Source organism: Pseudomonas marvdashtae (assembly GCF_014268655.2).
In the GTDB taxonomy this organism is placed as follows: domain Bacteria; phylum Pseudomonadota; class Gammaproteobacteria; order Pseudomonadales; family Pseudomonadaceae; genus Aquipseudomonas; species Aquipseudomonas marvdashtae.
Window position 1 is genome coordinate 3,769,867 of the sequence record NZ_JABWQX020000001.1, and the last position, 17,419, is coordinate 3,787,285.

The window sequence follows — 17,419 nt, forward strand, 5'->3', positions numbered from 1 at the left end:
TTGGTGCGCGGACAGAACTCAACCCGAGCCCATCGTCGCCTGCCTACCCAATTGGGTGAGTCGGTACCGTTGCGCCGGACTCCTAGGGGATTCGGGGTCAGTCATTTCGATGAAACCGCAGGCTAGTGCCGGCTTAAGGTAGTTACCCCGAAAAGTAGCTTTGTGCGCCAGCCCCAACTGCTCCATCAACTCACTGACCTTGAAAACCCCTCCCCCGCGCAGCGCGTGGAGCAGTCTCGCTACTTGGTCGGTTACTTGGTCGGTTACTTGGTCGGTGACCGGCTCGTTACGAATGGCTTCTGCAAGCGCAACCTTCAGTGAATGCAGCATGAACTCAACGAAGGGCGTCGACTCAGCCAACCGATCCGAAGCCGACAACGCAGCATAATAAGCCTCCTGCTGATCGCGAATGACTGCCTCCACCGGCAGATAAGCCAGCACGGGTCGCCATCGGCTAAGAAGCAACGTCTGCCATAGCCGACCCATTCGTCCATTCCCATCTGCGAAAGGATGGATGAATTCAAATTCGTAATGAAAAACGCAGCTGACAATCAGCGGATGCCAATCAGACGATCCGACCCATGCCAGCAGATCGTCTATCAAGTGTGTGACACGGCTGGGCGGTGGCGCCATGTGCACCAGTTGATCCCCCCGATAAATGCCCACGCCTGCACTGCGAAGCTGTCCGGCGTCATCGATCAGACCCTGCATCAGTAATTCATGAGCCCTGAGCAAGTCGATCCGGCTATCAGGCCGCCAACCAGACATAGCTTCGTAGGCGGCAAACGCATTGCGAACCTCCTGGATCTCACGAGGCAGCCCCAATACCCGCTGTCCGGCCAGAACCGCGGTCACCTGTGCGACGCTCAGGGTGTTGTTTTCGATCGCCAAGGAGGCATGGATTGTGCGGATCCGGTTTCCTCGGCGCAGCTGCGGTGTCTGCTGGTTCTCGCTGACAGCCGAAAGCTGACCGATTTGCTCGCTGATGTCAGCGATCAATCCCAGCATTCGGGTCGTCAGGGTCAGCGGTGGCGTATAACGGCTCATACCTCATCCAGCTCCAACAAACAGTTCAACATGATGCCCCAACGCACCGGCGTCAGCAGCATTAATGAATCCCTTCATCCTGTTGACTGAACTGCAACGCCGCCAACCGCGCATACAGCGCATTACCAGCAACCAATTCCTGATGCGTACCCACCGCAACCACCTTGCCCTGGTCCATCACCGCGATTCGGTCGGCGTTCTTCACCGTGGCCAGACGGTGGGCAATGACCAGCGTGGTGCGGTTCTTCATCAGGCTGGGCAGGGCTTGCTGGATCAGGTGTTCACTTTGCGCATCGAGGGCGCTGGTCGCCTCGTCCAGCAGCAGGATCGGCGCGTCCACCAACAACGCCCGGGCGATGGCCAGGCGCTGGCGCTGGCCTCCAGAAAGTCCGAGGCCGCCATCGCCCAGGTGGGTACCGTAGCCGTCGGGCATTTTTTCAATGAAATCGTGGGCGTGGGCAATGCGCGCGGCTTCGCGGACTTGCTCGGCGGTGGCGTCGGGGTTGCCGTAGCGGATGTTTTCTTCAACCGTGCCAAAAAACAATGCAGGGCTTTGCGACACCAGGGCGAAGTGACGGCGCAGGTCCAGCGGATCGAGCTGGGTCAGCGGCACGCCATCGATCAGAATCGCTCCCTCGACCGGGTCGTAGAAACGCAGCAACAAGTCATAAACCGTTGATTTGCCGGCGCCGGACGGCCCGACCAGCGCCAGGGTTTCACCGGCCCTGACGGTCAAGTCCAGCCCATCGACCGCGAAACGCTCCGGTCGGGACGGATAGGAAAACCGTACGCCTTCAAGCCGCAGATCGCCGCGCACCCTCGGCGGCAATGTAACAAGGCCAGAAGCCGGCGACTGGATGACATTTTCCGAACGCAGCAACTCGGCAATACGCTCGGCCGCGCCGGCCGCTCGCTGCAGCTCGCCGATCACCTCGCTCAGGGTACCGAAGGCACTCCCGACGATCATGCTGTAGAACACGAACGCCGCCAGCTCACCGCCGGAAATCCGCCCAGCGATCACGTCCATGCCGCCGACCCAGAGCATCACGCCCACGGCCCCCAGCACCAATACGATCACCAGCGTGATCAGCCAGGCCCGCTGGGTAATTCGTTTGCGGGCCGTGTCGAAGGCCTGCTCCACAGTGGTGGCGAAACGACGCTCATCCTGGACTTGATGATTGTAGGCCTGCACCGTCTTGATCTGGCCGAGGGTTTCGGAGACGTAGCTGCCCACATCGGCGATACGGTCCTGGCTCTCACGCGACAGGCTTCGCACACGGCGGCCGAAAATCAGGATCGGCGCCAGTACCAGCGGCAGGGCAATGACCACAATGCTGGTGAGCTTGGGGTTGGTGATGAATAACAGCACAATGCCGCCGATCACCATCAGCAGGTTGCGCAGGAACAACGAGAGCGATGAGCCGATCACCGATTGCAACAGCGTTGTGTCAGCCGTCAAGCGAGACTGGATCTCCGAACTGCGGTTGTTTTCATAAAAGCCAGGGTGCAAGTACACCAAATGGTTGAACACCTGCCGCCGGATATCGGCCACTACCCGCTCGCCGATCCACGACACCAGGTAGAAACGCGAAAACGTACCGATCGCCAGCCCGACCACCAAGACCATGAACAGGCCGATGGACTGATTGAGCAGCTGCGGTGAGCGGGTCATGAAGCCCTGGTCCACCAGCAACCGGATGCCCTGCCCCATGGACAAGGTAATGGCGGCCGTGGCAATCAGCGCCAGCAAAGCGCCGATGACCTGCTTGCGGTAAGGGGCGATGAAGCCGCTGGCCAAGCGTATGGCACGGCGATGTCGAGAAGAAAGCATTGAGAGCATCCGATAATGCAGCAGGAAAAGGACGGCCAGCGGCAACGAAACGCAGCGGAACCAAATTGAATCGAAATGAGTCAGGTTAAATATGACCAGCGGCACCAATGACTAGATGTTATCGGTCTAACGTCTGACTGGAAACGCACCGCCTTTTCTGGTTCAGTGGGGTTGTCGTCATGAACCTTCAAGGAGTGTCATGGCTCGGTCACCTGACGACAGTACGATAGGCACGCAACCTGATGAGGAGACAGGCCATGTCCTTGCAACACAGCAGCGACGATAAGATTCAAGTGATTCGCACGCAACCGGACCAGTCCCTGGGCTGCTCGTTCATCGATGCCCAAGGGCGCGAAGTCCCGATCACCGAAGACATGATCCAGGAAGCTTGCAGCGAACTGGAAAAACGACTGGTCAAGCCAGCCGAACAAAAGTGATACAACCCGTTTTCAATTGAACCCGACCTTGACGTCGGGTTTTTTATGCCTGGCGCCTCGCAGCCCTTGGGGTGCATGGCGCTTACAAGGTGGTGGCGCCCAGCGCCGCTACGATCTGTTGCAAGGCTGGGGACTGCCCTTCGATACGCACCTTCAAGCTGTCGATCTCGCGCCGTGGCGGATAGAACTTGCGCAGTGCGTCGAAGGCGCTGCGCTGTTCGCTGGCCGTACCCACCAGGCTGCGGCGAAAATCCGCATCGTCGCGACGCGGGTCGTACACGCTGCGGCACAACGCCGCGAGGGCCCAGGCCGGGTCGGCTTCGGCGTCCAGCGTCACGCCACCCAGCCAAGGGCGGGGCAACAGATCGGCCAAGCTGACTTCGACCGGTCGTTGGAGAAAACCGCACAAGGCTTCGTAGATCTGCGCCGTGCCGCGCTGGCGACCGTCAAGGCTGTAGCCGGCAATGTGCGGGGTGGCGATGACGCACAGGTCGGCCAGGTCAACATCGACTGTCGGCTCCTGTTCCCAGACATCCAGCACCGCTTGCAAGTCCTCGCGTTCCAACAGCACTTCGCGCAGCGCCACGTTGTCGATGACCGGGCCGCGAGCTGCGTTGATCAGCCACGTGCCAGGCTTGAGGCTGTTCAACCGGTGCTCATCGAATAGATGCCAGGTAGGCTGCTCCCCACCACGGGTCAAGGGTGTGTGCAGGCTGATGACATCGCACTGCTCGACAATCTGCTCCAGGCTCAGGTAATCACCGTCCTCGAGCGCCTGGCGCGGCGGATCGCAGACTTTCACATTCCAACCCAGGCCTTTGAGCACCTCGACTAACCGCCCGCCCACTTGGCCCGCCCCGACCACGCCAAAAGTACGTTGCGCAAGGCTTGCGCCTTCGATTTCCGCCAGGGTCATCAGGCTGCCCAGCACGTAGTCCACCACGCCACGAGCGTTACAGCCCGGCGCACTGGCCCAGCGAATGCCGGCCTCGGCAAAATACTCCAGGTCCAGGTGATCAGTACCGATGGTGCAGGTACCGACGAAGCGCACCTTGCTGCCAGTCAGCAATGCCCGATTGACTTGGCTGACCGAACGCACCAGCAACACATCAGCCTGCTCGACCAGCGCCCGGTCGATACTCCGTCCCGGCACCCGGCGGATTTCACCGAAGCCCTGGAAAAAAGCATCGAGCAGAGGAATGTTTTCGTCGGCAACAATCAGCATGGCGCAGCTCCTTTGGCGGGGTTGGCAGTGTAGGCGTTCCGCTGGCCCTGTGCATTCCCAATGATGTCGTGGCGAGGGGTAGCGGCGATTACAAATCCCCAACACAGGTTTTTTCCTGACCATTGCGTCAAGGCGTAGAATGCGCCGCCACGCGCTAATTTTTCGGACGCTCCGCCTGTGAATCCTGTCATCGAAAACCCCACGACTCTCACCCGCCCGGCCCGGGTTCGCCTGGAGCTCAAGACGTTGCTGGCCCTGGCACTGCCGATCATGGTGGCGCAACTGGCGACCACCGCCATGGGTTTTGTCGATGCGGTGATGGCCGGCCGGGTCGGGCCGCGGGATCTTGCGGCAGTGGCGCTGGGCAATTCGATCTGGGTCCCGGTGTTCCTGTTGATGACCGGTACGCTGCTGGCCACTACCCCGAAGGTGGCCCAGCGTTTCGGTGCGGGAACGTTCGACCAGATCGGCCCACTGGTTCGCCAGGCGCTGTGGCTGGCGCTGGTGGTGGGATTGATCGCGACGCTGGCGCTGTTCAGCGCCGAACCGATCTTGCACATCATGAAGGTCGATCCCGAGCTGATCGGCCCGTGCATGGAATACCTGCGGGGCATCGGCACCGGTCTGCCGGCGGTGGCGTTATATCATGTGCTGCGCTGCTTCAGCGACGGCTTGGGGCGTACGCGACCGGCGATGGTACTGGGCCTGTGCGGCCTGGCGCTGAACATTCCGCTCAACTACATCTTCATTTATGGACACCTGGGCGTTCCCGCCATGGGCGGCGTCGGTTGCGGTTGGGCCACGGCCATCGTGATGTGGTTCATGGCGGCAGGCATGGCGGCCTGGACACGCTGGGCACCGGCCTATCAGTCGAGTCGTTTGTTCGCTCGTTTCGATTGGCCGCAAGGATCGGTGATCAAGCGCCTGCTGGGCATCGGCCTGCCCATTGGTATTGCAGTGTTTGCTGAGTCGAGCATCTTCGCGGTCATCGCGCTGCTGATCGGCAGCCTCGGCGCCACGGTGGTGGCCGGGCATCAGATCGCCCTGAACTTCAGTTCACTGGTGTTCATGATCCCCTACTCCCTGGGCATGGCCGTGACGGTGCGGGTCGGCCAGGCGCTGGGCCGCGGCCAGCCACGGGAAGCGCGCTTCGCCGCCGGTGTCGGCATGGGCACGGCGCTGGCGTACGCCTGCCTGTCGGCGAGCCTGATGTTCGCGCTGCGCGCGCCCATCGCCGCGATCTACACCGCCGATCCCGTGGTGATCCAGGTGGCGTCGATGCTGATCGTCTACGCGGCGCTGTTCCAGTTTTCCGATGCGATACAGGTCACGGCGGCAGGTGCGTTGCGTGGCTATCAGGATACGCGCGTGACGATGATCCTGACGTTGTTCGCTTATTGGGGTATCGGCCTGCCGGTGGGTTACGCATTGGGACTGACCGACTGGCTCGGCGATGCAAGCGGTCCGAGCGGATTGTGGCAGGGCTTGATCGTAGGCTTGAGTTGCGCGGCGCTGATGCTTTCGATCCGCCTGGCACGCAGCGCACGCAAGCAAATCCGCATCAGCCGCTCGACGGATTAAGCGAGTTTCTTGCGGATCCAGTAGAGGTAGGTGCCATCCACTTCGTCCTGGTCCACCAACTCGTGGTCAAGGAACACGCAAAACTTGGGAATATCGCGGCGGGTCGAAGGGTCGGTGGCGATGACTTTCAACAGCCCTCCGGGAACCAGGTCGCGAATATGCTGGTGCAGCATCATCACCGGTTCCGGGCAATTGAGGCCGGTGGCGTCCAGTGTGCCGTCGACCGGCGCGTCGTTCATTTCACTCATGTTCTACTCCTGAAACTGGCCGGCATTGTCGCGTAATGCCGGCGCTCTTAACAGATGTCCATCATCCCTGTGGCGAGGGAGCTTGCTCCCGCTCGGCTGCGAAGCAGTCGTCGCTTTTGGGAACCCAGCAGGGCATTGGGGTTGCTTCGCAACCCAGCGGGAGCAAGCTCCCTCGCCACAAAAGCTCGCTACATGGAGTCAGCGGGACTTCGGCTTTTTCGTATCCAACCGTCGCAGATGGCACGTCACTTCCTCGCGGTCGTGATACAGCTGCTTGCAACCAATCTCGACCTTGATGCCCCGGGCCTTGAACCCCTCGGCGATACGCTCGAGCAGGCGCTTGACCTCGGCATAGCGCTGTTTCATCGGCAGCTTCAAGTTGACCACCGCTTCGCGGCAATGCCCCTCGCCAATCCACTCTTCCAGCATCGCCGCGTTGCGCGCGGGCTTCTCGACGATGTCGCAGACCATCCAGTCCACCGGCTGCTTGGGCTTGAACGTGAAGCCGTCCGCCATCAAGTGCTGCACCAGGCCGGTATCCATCAGGCTTTCAGCCATCGGGCCGTTGTCGATGGCCGTCACCAGCATGCCACGGTTGACCAGTTGCCAGGTCCAGCCGCCCGGCGCGGCGCCGAGGTCGACGCCGGTCATGTCGCTGTGCAGGCGTTCGTCCCACTGGTCGCGAGGAATGAAATGGTGCCAGGCCTCCTCCAGCTTGAGTGTCGAACGGCTCGGCGCTTCCCGGGGGAACTTCAGGCGCGGGATGCCCATCGGCCACATCGCTGAATTGTTGGACTCCGCCAGCCCCAGGAAAACCTCCCGGCCACTTTTGAACGTCAGCAGCAGGCGCGGCTTGAGCGGATCGTCCACCAGCTTGCCGGCTCCGCTCAACGCCTTGCGCAACGGACCTTCGAATTTTTTGCAGAAATTCGACAGCTCCTTGCCGTCATTGGTGTCGACCACTTCCAGCCATAGACTGCCGCAGGTCGGGAAAGCCGTCATGTGGGCAAGGATGACGCTGATGCGGTCGGTTTCCGGCAAGTCAATGAACGTGCCTCGCGCCCACTGGCGCGGAAAGATCAGCTCGGCAAACCGCTGTCCACGCATCAACCGCTCGGCGCCGTCCTGTTCGGTGCAGACAAATTCGGCGCAGGCACTGGCCGTTTTGGCCTTGGCGTAGCCGGCCACGTTGAGCCGCGCGGCGTGTTCGGCGATCTCCGAACAGACCTCGCCCTCGAATCCCGGTCGGCAGTGCATGAAAAGCGTATTCATTGAAACTCCGTAGCAAAGCCTGTCACGAAAACCGCCGCATGATAGCGGAGTTCGGAACCGCGAACCTTGCTATAGAGTCCAGTGATTAGTCATACGCTCAAAACAGGGCTAGGTTAAAGGCTCTGTCCGTTCCGTCAGTCCGTAGCCGTGCGGACTCAAAGGAGTGATTTCAATGCCGTCCCTCGATAGCCTGAAAACCCTTAAAACGCTGCAAGTCGACGCCAAGACCTATCACTATTTCAGCCTGCCGGACGCCGCGCGCAGCCTGGGCGACCTCGACAAGCTGCCCATGTCCTTGAAAGTGCTGTTGGAAAACCTGCTGCGCTGGGAAGATGAAAAAACCGTCACCGGCGCCGACCTCAAGGCCTTGGCCGGATGGTTGAAGGAGCGCCGCTCCGACCGCGAGATTCAATACCGCCCGGCACGGGTGCTGATGCAGGACTTTACCGGCGTGCCAGCCGTGGTCGACCTGGCCGCCATGCGCGCCGCCGTGGAAAGGGCCGGCGGCGATCCCCAGCGGATCAACCCGTTGTCACCGGTGGATCTGGTGATCGACCACTCGGTGATGGTGGACAAGTTCGCCAGCAGCCAAGCGTTCGAGCAGAACGTCGACATCGAAATGCAGCGCAACGGCGAACGCTACGCTTTCCTGCGCTGGGGCCAGAGTGCTTTCGACAATTTCAGCGTGGTGCCGCCGGGCACCGGCATCTGCCATCAGGTCAACCTTGAATACCTGGGCCGCACCGTCTGGACCAAAGAGGCAGACGGACGCACCTATGCCTTCCCTGACACCTTGGTGGGTACCGATTCCCACACCACCATGATCAATGGCCTGGGCGTGCTCGGCTGGGGCGTCGGCGGGATCGAGGCGGAAGCGGCGATGCTCGGCCAACCGGTGTCGATGCTGATTCCCGAGGTCGTCGGCTTCAAACTCGTTGGCAAGCTGCGCGAAGGCATCACCGCTACCGACCTGGTGCTGACCGTCACGCAAATGCTGCGCAAGAAGGGCGTGGTGGGCAAATTCGTCGAATTCTATGGTGATGGACTTGCCGACCTGCCGCTGGCCGACCGCGCGACCATTGCCAATATGGCGCCGGAATACGGCGCCACGTGCGGTTTCTTCCCGGTGGACGACGTGACGCTGGATTATCTGCGCCTGTCCGGCCGCCCGGCCGAAACGGTGAAACTGGTGGAAGCCTATTGCAAAGCCCAGGGACTGTGGAGGCTGCCAGGCCAGGAACCGGTGTTCACCGACACGCTGGAATTGGACATGGGCAGCGTCGAAGCCAGCCTCGCCGGGCCCAAACGTCCCCAGGACCGGGTCTCGCTACCGAATGTCGGCCAAGCCTTCAGCGATTTCCTGGGGCTGCAGGTCAAACCCACCAGTAAAGAAGAAGGCCGCCTGGAAAGTGAAGGTGGCGGCGGCGTCGCGGTGGGCAATGCCGACCAAGTGGGCGAAGCCGAGTATGAGTTCGAAGGCCAGACCCATCGCTTGAAAAATGGTGCGGTGGTGATTGCCGCCATTACCTCCTGCACCAATACCTCCAACCCCAGCGTAATGATGGCGGCTGGATTGCTGGCAAAAAAAGCCGTGGAAAAAGGCCTGACCCGCAAGCCTTGGGTCAAGAGCTCCCTGGCGCCGGGTTCCAAGGTGGTGACCGATTACTACAACGCCGCGGGCCTGACCGAATACCTCGACAAGCTCGGCTTCGACCTGGTGGGCTACGGTTGCACGACCTGTATCGGCAATTCGGGGCCACTGCCCGATCCTATTGAAAAAGCCATCCAGAAGGCTGACCTGACCGTCGCCTCGGTGCTGTCGGGTAATCGCAACTTCGAAGGCCGGGTGCATCCGCTGGTGAAAACCAACTGGCTGGCCTCACCGCCGCTGGTGGTTGCCTATGCGTTGGCCGGCACCGTGCGCATCGACATCAGCAGCGAACCGTTGGGCAACGACCGGGACGGCAACCCGGTGTATCTGCGGGACATCTGGCCCAGCAGCCAGGAAGTGGCCGCCGCCGTGGCCCAGGTCAACACCAGCATGTTCCATAAGGAATATGCCGCCGTGTTCGCTGGTGACGAGCAATGGCAAGCCATCGAGGTGCCGCAAGCGGCGACTTATGTCTGGCAGGACGACTCCACTTACATCCAGCATCCGCCGTTCTTCGACGACATTGGCGGGCCACCACCGGTGGTCAGGAACGTCGAGGGCGCACGGATCCTGGCATTGTTAGGCGACTCGGTGACCACCGACCACATCTCCCCCGCGGGCAACATCAAGACGGACAGCCCAGCCGGCCACTACCTGCGCGAACAAGGCGTAGAGCCACGGGACTTCAACTCCTACGGCTCGCGGCGCGGCAATCATCAGGTGATGATGCGCGGCACCTTTGCCAATATCCGCATCCGCAACGAGATGCTCGGCGGCGAAGAAGGCGGCAATACGATCTACATCCCCAGTGGCGAACGCATGCCAATCTATGATGCCGCCATGCTGTACCAGGCCATGGGCACGCCACTGGTGGTGATCGCAGGACAGGAATACGGCACGGGTTCGAGCCGGGACTGGGCTGCCAAGGGTACGAACCTGCTGGGGGTCAAGGCGGTGATCGCCGAGAGCTTCGAGCGTATCCACCGTTCCAACCTGGTGGGCATGGGCGTGCTGCCCTTGCAGTTCAAGCTGGATCAGAACCGCAAGAGCCTGAACCTCACGGGCAAGGAAACCCTGGATATCCTCGGCTTGAGCGACATCGAGTTGACGCCGCGCATGAACCTGCCCGTGGTCATCACCCGCGAGGACGGCAGTCAGGAGCGGATTGAAGTGTTGTGTCGGATCGACACCTTGAACGAGGTGGAATATTTCAAGGCCGGCGGCATCTTGCACTACGTCCTACGGCAATTGATTGCGGCATAAAAAGAAGCGTCTTACAAAAACACCGCCCGTTATGAGCGGTGTTTTTGTATGGGTCTGCCTATAATTCCCGCCGACTCCGACAGCCCCGCCCGTTTCAGCCTCAAAGGATGTGACATGCCTGCCCTGCCTTGGCCGTACCTGGCCCTTCTATCGATCGGTTATGGCCTGGCCCTGGTCTATGGTCACTTGGCTTGGACTGCGATTATTTCGGTCGCGCTGTTGCTGTTCGCCGGGTACGCGGTTCGCCAGCGACAGACGCCGGTCGGGCAATTCCTGGGGCACTGCTTGTTCGTTGTATTGGCGGTCGCCCTGGCGCTGCACTGGATGCCGGGTTTTTTCAACGGGCGGGTGATTGCGGCGCAACGCTTTACCGACGATGCCGCGCGGTTCGCCATGTATTTGAACCAAGACAAACCGTTGATCGGCTTCTGGCTGTTACTGGCCTGTCCATGGATCGTCGGTCGGCGCTCGTTTCGCTTGTCTGTCTACGCCACAGCCCAAGGTCTTTGCTTGAGCGCGGTATTGGCCTTGGGCGGAGCCATGCTGCTGGGCATGATCCACTGGGCACCGAAATGGCCGGACCAGGCCTGGCTGTGGGTGCTCAATAATCTTTTGTTGGTGACCTTGGTGGAGGAAGCGCTGTTTCGTGGCTACATTCAGGGTGGCCTGAGCCGACGCTTCAAACATCTGCGCCAAGGTGACGACCTCGCATTGCTGCTCGCCTCGCTGCTGTTCGGCCTGGTGCATGCTGGCGCCGGTTGGCAATGGGTACTGCTGTCGGGCCTGGCCGGGATCGGTTACGGCCTGGCCTATCGGTTTGGCGGCCTGAGCGCGGCGATTGCCACGCATTTTGGCCTCAACCTGCTGCATTTCGCCCTATTTACCTACCCGATGCTGGCGTGATACCGCCGGGCAGAATTTCTTCAACAAAAAGCTGACGGTGCCGACAACCTTTCAAAGCCTTGCGGACTACACCACCATGCGTAACAACCAACCTATTACACAACGCGAAAGGACCTTCCCGGCCCAGCAACGATTGATTTCCACCACCAATACCAAGGGTGTGATCACCTACTGCAACGACGCGTTCGTTGAAGTCAGTGGGTTTTCCAAGGAAGAGCTGATCCATTCGCCGCACAACCTGGTACGCCATCCCGACGTTCCGTCGGCCGTGTTCACCCACATGTGGGACACTCTGAAACAAGGCTTGCCATGGATGGGTATCGTCAAGAACCGCTGCCAGAACGGTGACCATTACTGGGTCAACGCCTACGTCACGCCGGTGTTCGAAGGCAATCAGGTGGTCGGCTATGAATCGGTACGGGTCAAGCCCAGCGCCGAGCAGATCACCCGGGCCGAAGCACTTTACCAACGCATCAACCAGGGCAAGTCAGCGGTCCCGAGCAGCGACAAATGGTTGCCGATGTTGCAGGACTGGCTGCCGTTCATCCTGGTCAGCCAGTTGAGTTTCGTGGTCGGCGCGTTCCTCAATTCGTCCTACGGTTTCGCCCTGGCCGCCCTGTTGTCGGTGCCGTTGGGCCTGATGGGCCTGCAATGGCAGCAACGCGGGATCAAGCGCCTGCTGCGCCTGGCCGAGCAAACCACTTCCGACCCGTTGATCGCGCGGATGTACACCGACAGCCGCGGCGTCCAGGCGCGCCTGGAAATGTCGATCCTGAGCCAGGAGGCACGTTTGAAGACCTGCCTGACCCGTCTGCAGGATACCGCCGAGCATCTGAACGCCCAGGCGCGCCAGTCCAATGCCCTGGCCAACGACAGTTCCAGCGGCCTGGAGCGCCAGCGCGTGGAGACCGAACAGGTCGCTACCGCCGTCAACCAGATGGCCGCCACCACCCAGGAAGTCGCCAGCCACGTACAACGTACCGCCGATGCCACCCAGGAGGCCAATCGCCTGACCGGTCGAGGTCGTGATATTGCCGGGGAAACCCGCCAGGCCATCGAGCGCCTGTCGGTGGTCGTGGGCGAGACCGGACAGACCGTGACCCAACTGGCCAAGGACAGCGACGAAATCGGTGGCGTGGTCGACGTGATCAAAGGCATCGCCGACCAGACCAACCTGCTGGCCCTCAACGCCGCCATCGAAGCGGCCCGTGCCGGTGAGATGGGTCGCGGCTTTGCCGTGGTGGCCGACGAAGTGCGACAACTGGCACAACGTACCAGCGAATCCACCGGGCAGATCCACGCCCTGATCGCCAAGCTCCAGCAGACCGCCACCAACGCCGTGCAAACCATGGAGGCCGGCCATCGCCAGGCCGAAGAAGGCGTGGCGCGCGTGATGGAAGCAGACCAGGCGCTGGTGGGGATCAGCGAAGCGGTGGCGCATATCACCGACATGACCACCCAGATCGCCGCTGCTACCGAGGAGCAAAGCTCAGTGGCCGAGGAGATCAGCCGCAACATCAGCAACATCTCGCAACTGGCCGACCAGACCTCCGGCCAGGCCCACAGCTCGGCGCTGCTCAGCGAAGAACTGACTCGCACGGCCAATACGCAGTATTCGTTGGTGGAGCGGTTTAACCGCTGATAGATGTCTGCCTCATAAAAAACCCGGACAGCGCAGGCTTCCCGGGTTTTTTATTGTTTGACCGGCCGTATCAATCCTGGGAGAGAAACCCAGCCACCTTCCGCGACGCCGCCTCCAGATGCTGCTCATGACTGAATCCCGAAACCTTCAACGGCTTGAGGTCATGATCCCCCGTCGCCAGCCAGGACACCTCGATGCAGGGTGACAAGGCATAGCCTTCGACCGCCGCCCGATTACCCAACGCATCACGCTCGCCCTGGACAATCAGCGCGCGGGTCTTCAACGTCGCCAGATGCTCGACCCGCGGTTTCTCCGGCTTGCCCACCGCATAGAACGGATAGCCCAGGCACACCAGCGCATCGGCGCCCAACTCATCGACCAGCAGGCTCGCCATGCGCCCGCCCATGGATTTGCCGCCAATGGCCAGCCGCCCAGCGACATAAGGCCGCACCGTGGCGTATACCTCGCGCCAGCACTCCAGCAATTTGGGCGCCGGGTTCGGTGGACGCTTGCCCCCCTCCAAGCGCCGTTGAGTCATGTAGGGAAACTCGAAGCGCAGCACGTTGACGCCTTGTGCAGCAAGGCGCGCGGCCATTTCGTTCATGAAACCGCTGTCCATCGGCGCACCGGCACCATGGGCGAGGATCAAGGTCGGCGACTCGGCGCCGGTACTTGGCTGCGCGGCTGTCCACAACCAACCGTGTTGCGCCACGCATCGCGCCCATTGATCCCCGTCAATACTGGCCTTGTGCTGTTTGTCCATGCTTGCCTCGCTTTTAGTCTGCCTATAACTCCAGGCGAAGAACGCCGCACTGCCTTGCGCAGGCGCTCACTTCGGCTGAACCGTGGATGGGGAACCATGAACACTTCTATCAGTACCGCCTACAACTACAAGGTGGTCCGCCAATTCGCCATTATGACGGTGGTGTGGGGCATCGTCGGCATGGGGCTCGGGGTTTTTCTCGCGGCCCAATTGGTCTGGCCACAGCTCAACTTCGATTTGCCCTGGACCAGCTTCGGCCGCCTGCGCCCATTGCACACCAACGCGGTAATCTTCGCCTTCGGTGGCTGCGCGTTGTTCGCCAGTTCGTTCTATTCGGTGCAACGCACCTGCCAGACCCAGCTGTTTGCGCCGAAACTCGCCGCGTTCTGCTTCTGGGGCTGGCAATTGGTGATCCTGCTGGCGGCCATCAGCCTGCCACTGGGCTACACCAGTTCCAAGGAATACGCCGAGCTTGAATGGCCGATCGACATCCTGATCACCATCGTCTGGGTCGCCTACGCCATTGTGTTCTTCGGCACCGTGGCCAAGCGCAACACCAAGCACATCTACGTCGGTAACTGGTTCTTCGGCGGGTTCATCCTGACCGTGGCGATCCTGCATATCGTCAACAACCTGGAATTGCCGGTGAGCTTCACCAAATCCTACTCGGTGTATGCCGGGGCCACGGATGCGATGGTGCAATGGTGGTACGGGCACAACGCCGTGGGCTTTTTCCTCACCGCAGGCTTCCTGGGGATGATGTACTACTTCGTGCCGAAGCAGGCCGAGCGCCCGGTGTATTCCTATCGCTTGTCCATCGTGCACTTCTGGGCACTGATCACCCTGTACATCTGGGCAGGTCCGCACCACCTGCACTACACCGCGCTGCCGGACTGGGCGCAGTCGCTGGGCATGGTGATGTCGCTGATCCTGCTGGCGCCCAGCTGGGGCGGCATGATCAACGGCATGATGACCCTCTCGGGCGCCTGGCATAAGTTGCGCAGCGACCCGATCCTGCGCTTTTTGGTGGTGTCCCTGGCGTTCTACGGCATGTCGACCTTCGAAGGTCCGATGATGGCGATCAAGACCGTCAACGCCCTCTCCCACTACACCGACTGGACCATCGGCCACGTTCACGCCGGCGCGCTCGGCTGGGTGGCGATGATTTCCATCGGCGCGCTGTACCACATGATCCCGAAAGTCTTCGGCCGGGCGCAGATGCACAGCATCGGTCTGATCAACGCACATTTTTGGCTGGCCACCATCGGCACCGTGCTCTACATCGCCTCGATGTGGGTCAACGGCATCGCCCAGGGCCTGATGTGGCGGGCGGTGAACGAGGACGGCACGCTCACCTATTCCTTCGTCGAAACCCTGGTGGCGAGCCATCCAGGCTTCGTCGTACGGCTGGCGGGCGGATCGATCTTCCTCCTCGGCATGCTGTTGATGGCCTACAACACCTGGCGCACCGTGCGGGCCTACGAGCCTGCCGAAGCCGCCGCTGCCGCGCAGATGGCCTGAGGAGTCCACCATGAAACACGAAACAATCGAAAAAAACGTCGGCCTGCTGATGCTGCTGATGGTCCTTGCCGTGAGCATTGGTGGCCTTACCCAGATCGTGCCGCTGTTCTTCCAGGACGTGACCAACAAGCCGGTGGACGGTATGAAGCCCTACACCGCCCTGCAACTGGAAGGCCGCGACATCTACATCCGTGAAGGCTGCGTCGGCTGCCACTCGCAGATGATCCGTCCATTCCGCGCCGAGACCGAGCGCTACGGCCACTACTCCGTCGCCGGCGAAAGCGTCTGGGACCACCCGTTCCTGTGGGGCTCCAAGCGCACCGGGCCGGACCTGGCACGGGTCGGCGCGCGCTACTCCGATGATTGGCACCGCGCCCACTTGTACAACCCGCGCAACGTCGTGCCTGAGTCGAAAATGCCCGCCTACCCGTGGCTGGTGACCCAAGCAGTGGATAGCAGCCATACCGAAGGCAAGCTGCGCGCCATGCGCACCCTGGGTGTGCCGTACACCGACGACGACATCACCGGCAGCGTGGCCTCGCTCAAGGGCAAGACCGAAATGGACGCGCTGGTCGCCTACCTGCAAGTGCTCGGCACTGCCATCAAGAGCAAGAGGTGAGCCATGGTTCTTGAAATGAGTACTGGAATGATCCGCGGCCTGGGCACGGTCGTGGTGTTCATCGCCTTCATCGGCCTGACCCTGTGGGTATTCAGCAGCAAACGTCGTCCAGAGTTCGCCGAAGCGCGCCTGCTGCCGTTCGCCGACGAGCCGTCCGCCGACATCGCCACCCCCCAAGCCCCTGCACCAAGGAGTACCCGGCCATGACCACCTTCTGGAGTACGTGGATCTGCGTACTGACCATCGGCAGCCTCATCGGTCTGACCTGGCTGCTGATCGGCACCCGCAAGGGCGAGACCAAGGGCAGCGTCGACCAGACCATGGGCCACAGCTTCGACGGCATCGAGGAATACGACAACCCGTTGCCGCAATGGTGGTTCCTGTTGTTCGCCGGCACGTTGGTTTTTTCCGTGGGCTATCTGATTCTGTATCCAGGCCTGGGCAACTGGAAAGGCATCCTGCCCGGCTACGAGAATGGCTGGACCGGCGCTCATGAATGGGAAAAGGAAATGGCCAAGGCCGACGCCCGGTTCGGGCCGATCTTCGCCAAGTTCTCGGCCATGCCGGTGGAAGAAGTCGCCAAGGATCCGCAAGCCTTGAAGATGGGTGGCCGCCTGTTCGCCTCCAACTGCTCGGTCTGCCATGGGTCGGACGCCAAGGGCGCCTTCGGCTTCCCGAACCTGGCTGACAGCCACTGGCGCTGGGGTGGCAATGCCGAGACCATCAAGGCGACCATCCTGGGCGGTCGCATGGCGGCAATGCCGGCCTGGGGCGAAGTGCTGGGAGACGCCGGGGTCAAGAACGTCGCCGCGTATGTTCGCCACGACCTGGCTGGCCTGCCACTGCCGGCCGACAGCGGTGCCGACCTGCAAGCCGGCCAGCAGGCGTTCAACAGCACCTGCGTCGCCTGCCACGGCGCCAACGGCCAAGGGACCGAAGCGATGGGCGCGCCGAACCTGACACAACCGGCCGGTTTCATCTACGGCACCAGCCTGGCTCAACTGCAGCAGACCATCCGCCACGGCCGCCAAGGCCATATGCCGGCGCAGAATGAATTGCTCGGCAATGACAAGGTGCAACTGCTCGCGGCCTACGTCTACAGCCTGTCCCACGGCACTGGCGCCGAGCGCCTGCAAGCTGAACGCAAAAGCGAATAAATCCTGACCACACGAACAGTCGCATTCATCTGGATGCGGCTGTTCCGTGCCCCTGCGCGACGCATTGTCGCACCCCTCCCATCGTCTTCTTTCGGTTCCCCGCAATCGGGTCTAAGCTTGCCTCTGCGTGCACTGGCGACTGCCGGTTTCAGGTCGACCCGACCCGATGCGTTCGACATTCGTTCGTTGAAAAAAGCCGCAAAGGCAGGTGAATACCGGCTGTTGCGACAGTTGCCTGGCATCACCCGAACGTAGCGTT

At 61.4% G+C, this 17,419-nt stretch carries 15 protein-coding genes; 9 read left to right on the forward strand and 6 right to left on the reverse strand.

What is annotated here, in order from left to right; genetic code table 11:
• Nucleotides 1-18: 18 nt before the first annotated feature.
• Nucleotides 19-1,047, reverse strand: coding sequence for a Fic family protein (locus HU742_RS16970; RefSeq protein ID WP_186643162.1), 1,029 nt, complete (start codon nt 1,045-1,047; stop codon nt 19-21).
• A gap of 61 nt (nt 1,048-1,108) precedes the next feature.
• Entirely contained in the window at nt 1,109-2,887 is a 1,779-nt protein-coding gene (locus HU742_RS16975) for an ABC transporter transmembrane domain-containing protein (protein WP_186643161.1), read from the reverse strand.
• A gap of 248 nt (nt 2,888-3,135) precedes the next feature.
• On the opposite strand from HU742_RS16975, the gene HU742_RS16980 reads away from it, so the two are divergent.
• Entirely contained in the window at nt 3,136-3,315 is a 180-nt protein-coding gene (locus HU742_RS16980; protein ID WP_186609833.1) for a PA1571 family protein, read from the forward strand.
• 82 nt (nt 3,316-3,397) lie between these two features.
• Here the strand turns inward: HU742_RS16980 and pdxB are convergent, their stop codons facing one another.
• Entirely contained in the window at nt 3,398-4,540 is a 1,143-nt protein-coding gene (gene pdxB, locus HU742_RS16985; RefSeq protein ID WP_186636575.1) for a 4-phosphoerythronate dehydrogenase PdxB, read from the reverse strand.
• A 177-nt stretch (nt 4,541-4,717) separates the two neighbouring features.
• Here pdxB and HU742_RS16990 point away from each other — a divergent pair, with 177 nt between their 5' ends.
• A complete protein-coding gene (locus tag HU742_RS16990) occupies nt 4,718-6,121 on the forward strand; it encodes an MATE family efflux transporter (protein WP_186636577.1) in 1,404 nt (467 codons plus the stop codon).
• On the opposite strand, the gene tusA is transcribed toward HU742_RS16990, so the two are convergent.
• Both tusA and rlmM read right to left on the reverse strand, forming a co-directional pair.
• Nucleotides 6,118-6,369 (reverse strand): sulfurtransferase TusA, encoded by a 252-nt coding sequence (tusA, locus tag HU742_RS16995; RefSeq protein ID WP_186643160.1) that lies wholly within the window; start codon nt 6,367-6,369, stop codon nt 6,118-6,120. The two genes, HU742_RS16990 and tusA, sit on opposite strands and share 4 nt — an antisense overlap.
• Nucleotides 6,370-6,567: 198 nt before the next feature.
• The gene (gene rlmM / locus HU742_RS17000; protein ID WP_186643159.1) at nt 6,568-7,641 is read right to left on the reverse strand and encodes a 23S rRNA (cytidine(2498)-2'-O)-methyltransferase RlmM; all 1,074 of its coding nucleotides are present in this window, start codon (nt 7,639-7,641) and stop codon (nt 6,568-6,570) included.
• Nucleotides 7,642-7,813: 172 nt separating this feature from the next.
• Here rlmM and acnA point away from each other — a divergent pair, with 172 nt between their 5' ends.
• From acnA to HU742_RS17015, 3 genes are all read left to right on the forward strand, one after another.
• The gene (acnA, locus tag HU742_RS17005; protein WP_186636581.1) at nt 7,814-10,555 is read left to right on the forward strand and encodes an aconitate hydratase AcnA; all 2,742 of its coding nucleotides are present in this window, start codon (nt 7,814-7,816) and stop codon (nt 10,553-10,555) included.
• Between the two features lie 114 nt (nt 10,556-10,669).
• On the forward strand, nt 10,670-11,458 hold the full coding sequence (locus HU742_RS17010) for a CPBP family intramembrane glutamic endopeptidase (RefSeq protein WP_186643158.1): 789 nt from the start codon (nt 10,670-10,672) through the stop codon (nt 11,456-11,458).
• Nucleotides 11,459-11,534: 76 nt separating this feature from the next.
• A complete protein-coding gene (locus tag HU742_RS17015; protein ID WP_186643157.1) occupies nt 11,535-13,100 on the forward strand; it encodes a methyl-accepting chemotaxis protein in 1,566 nt (521 codons plus the stop codon).
• A 70-nt stretch (nt 13,101-13,170) separates the two neighbouring features.
• Here the strand turns inward: HU742_RS17015 and HU742_RS17020 are convergent, their stop codons facing one another.
• The gene (locus tag HU742_RS17020) at nt 13,171-13,863 is read right to left on the reverse strand and encodes an alpha/beta family hydrolase (RefSeq protein WP_186643156.1); all 693 of its coding nucleotides are present in this window, start codon (nt 13,861-13,863) and stop codon (nt 13,171-13,173) included.
• 96 nt (nt 13,864-13,959) lie between these two features.
• On the opposite strand from HU742_RS17020, the gene ccoN reads away from it, so the two are divergent.
• From ccoN to ccoP, 4 genes are read left to right on the forward strand one after another with little or no spacing between them, the layout of a single operon-like run.
• Nucleotides 13,960-15,384: a cytochrome-c oxidase, cbb3-type subunit I gene (gene ccoN, locus HU742_RS17025; RefSeq protein ID WP_186636586.1), complete on the forward strand. Its 1,425-nt coding sequence runs from the start codon at nt 13,960-13,962 to the stop codon at nt 15,382-15,384.
• 10 nt (nt 15,385-15,394) lie between these two features.
• On the forward strand, nt 15,395-16,003 hold the full coding sequence (ccoO, locus tag HU742_RS17030) for a cytochrome-c oxidase, cbb3-type subunit II (RefSeq protein ID WP_014339376.1): 609 nt from the start codon (nt 15,395-15,397) through the stop codon (nt 16,001-16,003).
• Between the two features lie 3 nt (nt 16,004-16,006).
• Nucleotides 16,007-16,210 (forward strand): cbb3-type cytochrome oxidase subunit 3, encoded by a 204-nt coding sequence (locus HU742_RS17035; RefSeq protein WP_186636598.1) that lies wholly within the window; start codon nt 16,007-16,009, stop codon nt 16,208-16,210.
• Nucleotides 16,207-17,160 carry a cytochrome-c oxidase, cbb3-type subunit III gene (gene ccoP / locus HU742_RS17040; RefSeq protein WP_186636608.1) on the forward strand — a complete coding sequence of 318 codons (954 nt, stop codon included), beginning with the start codon at nt 16,207-16,209 and terminating at the stop codon, nt 17,158-17,160. The genes HU742_RS17035 and ccoP overlap by 4 nt, the downstream gene beginning before the upstream one ends.
• Nucleotides 17,161-17,419: the final 259 nt, after the last annotated feature.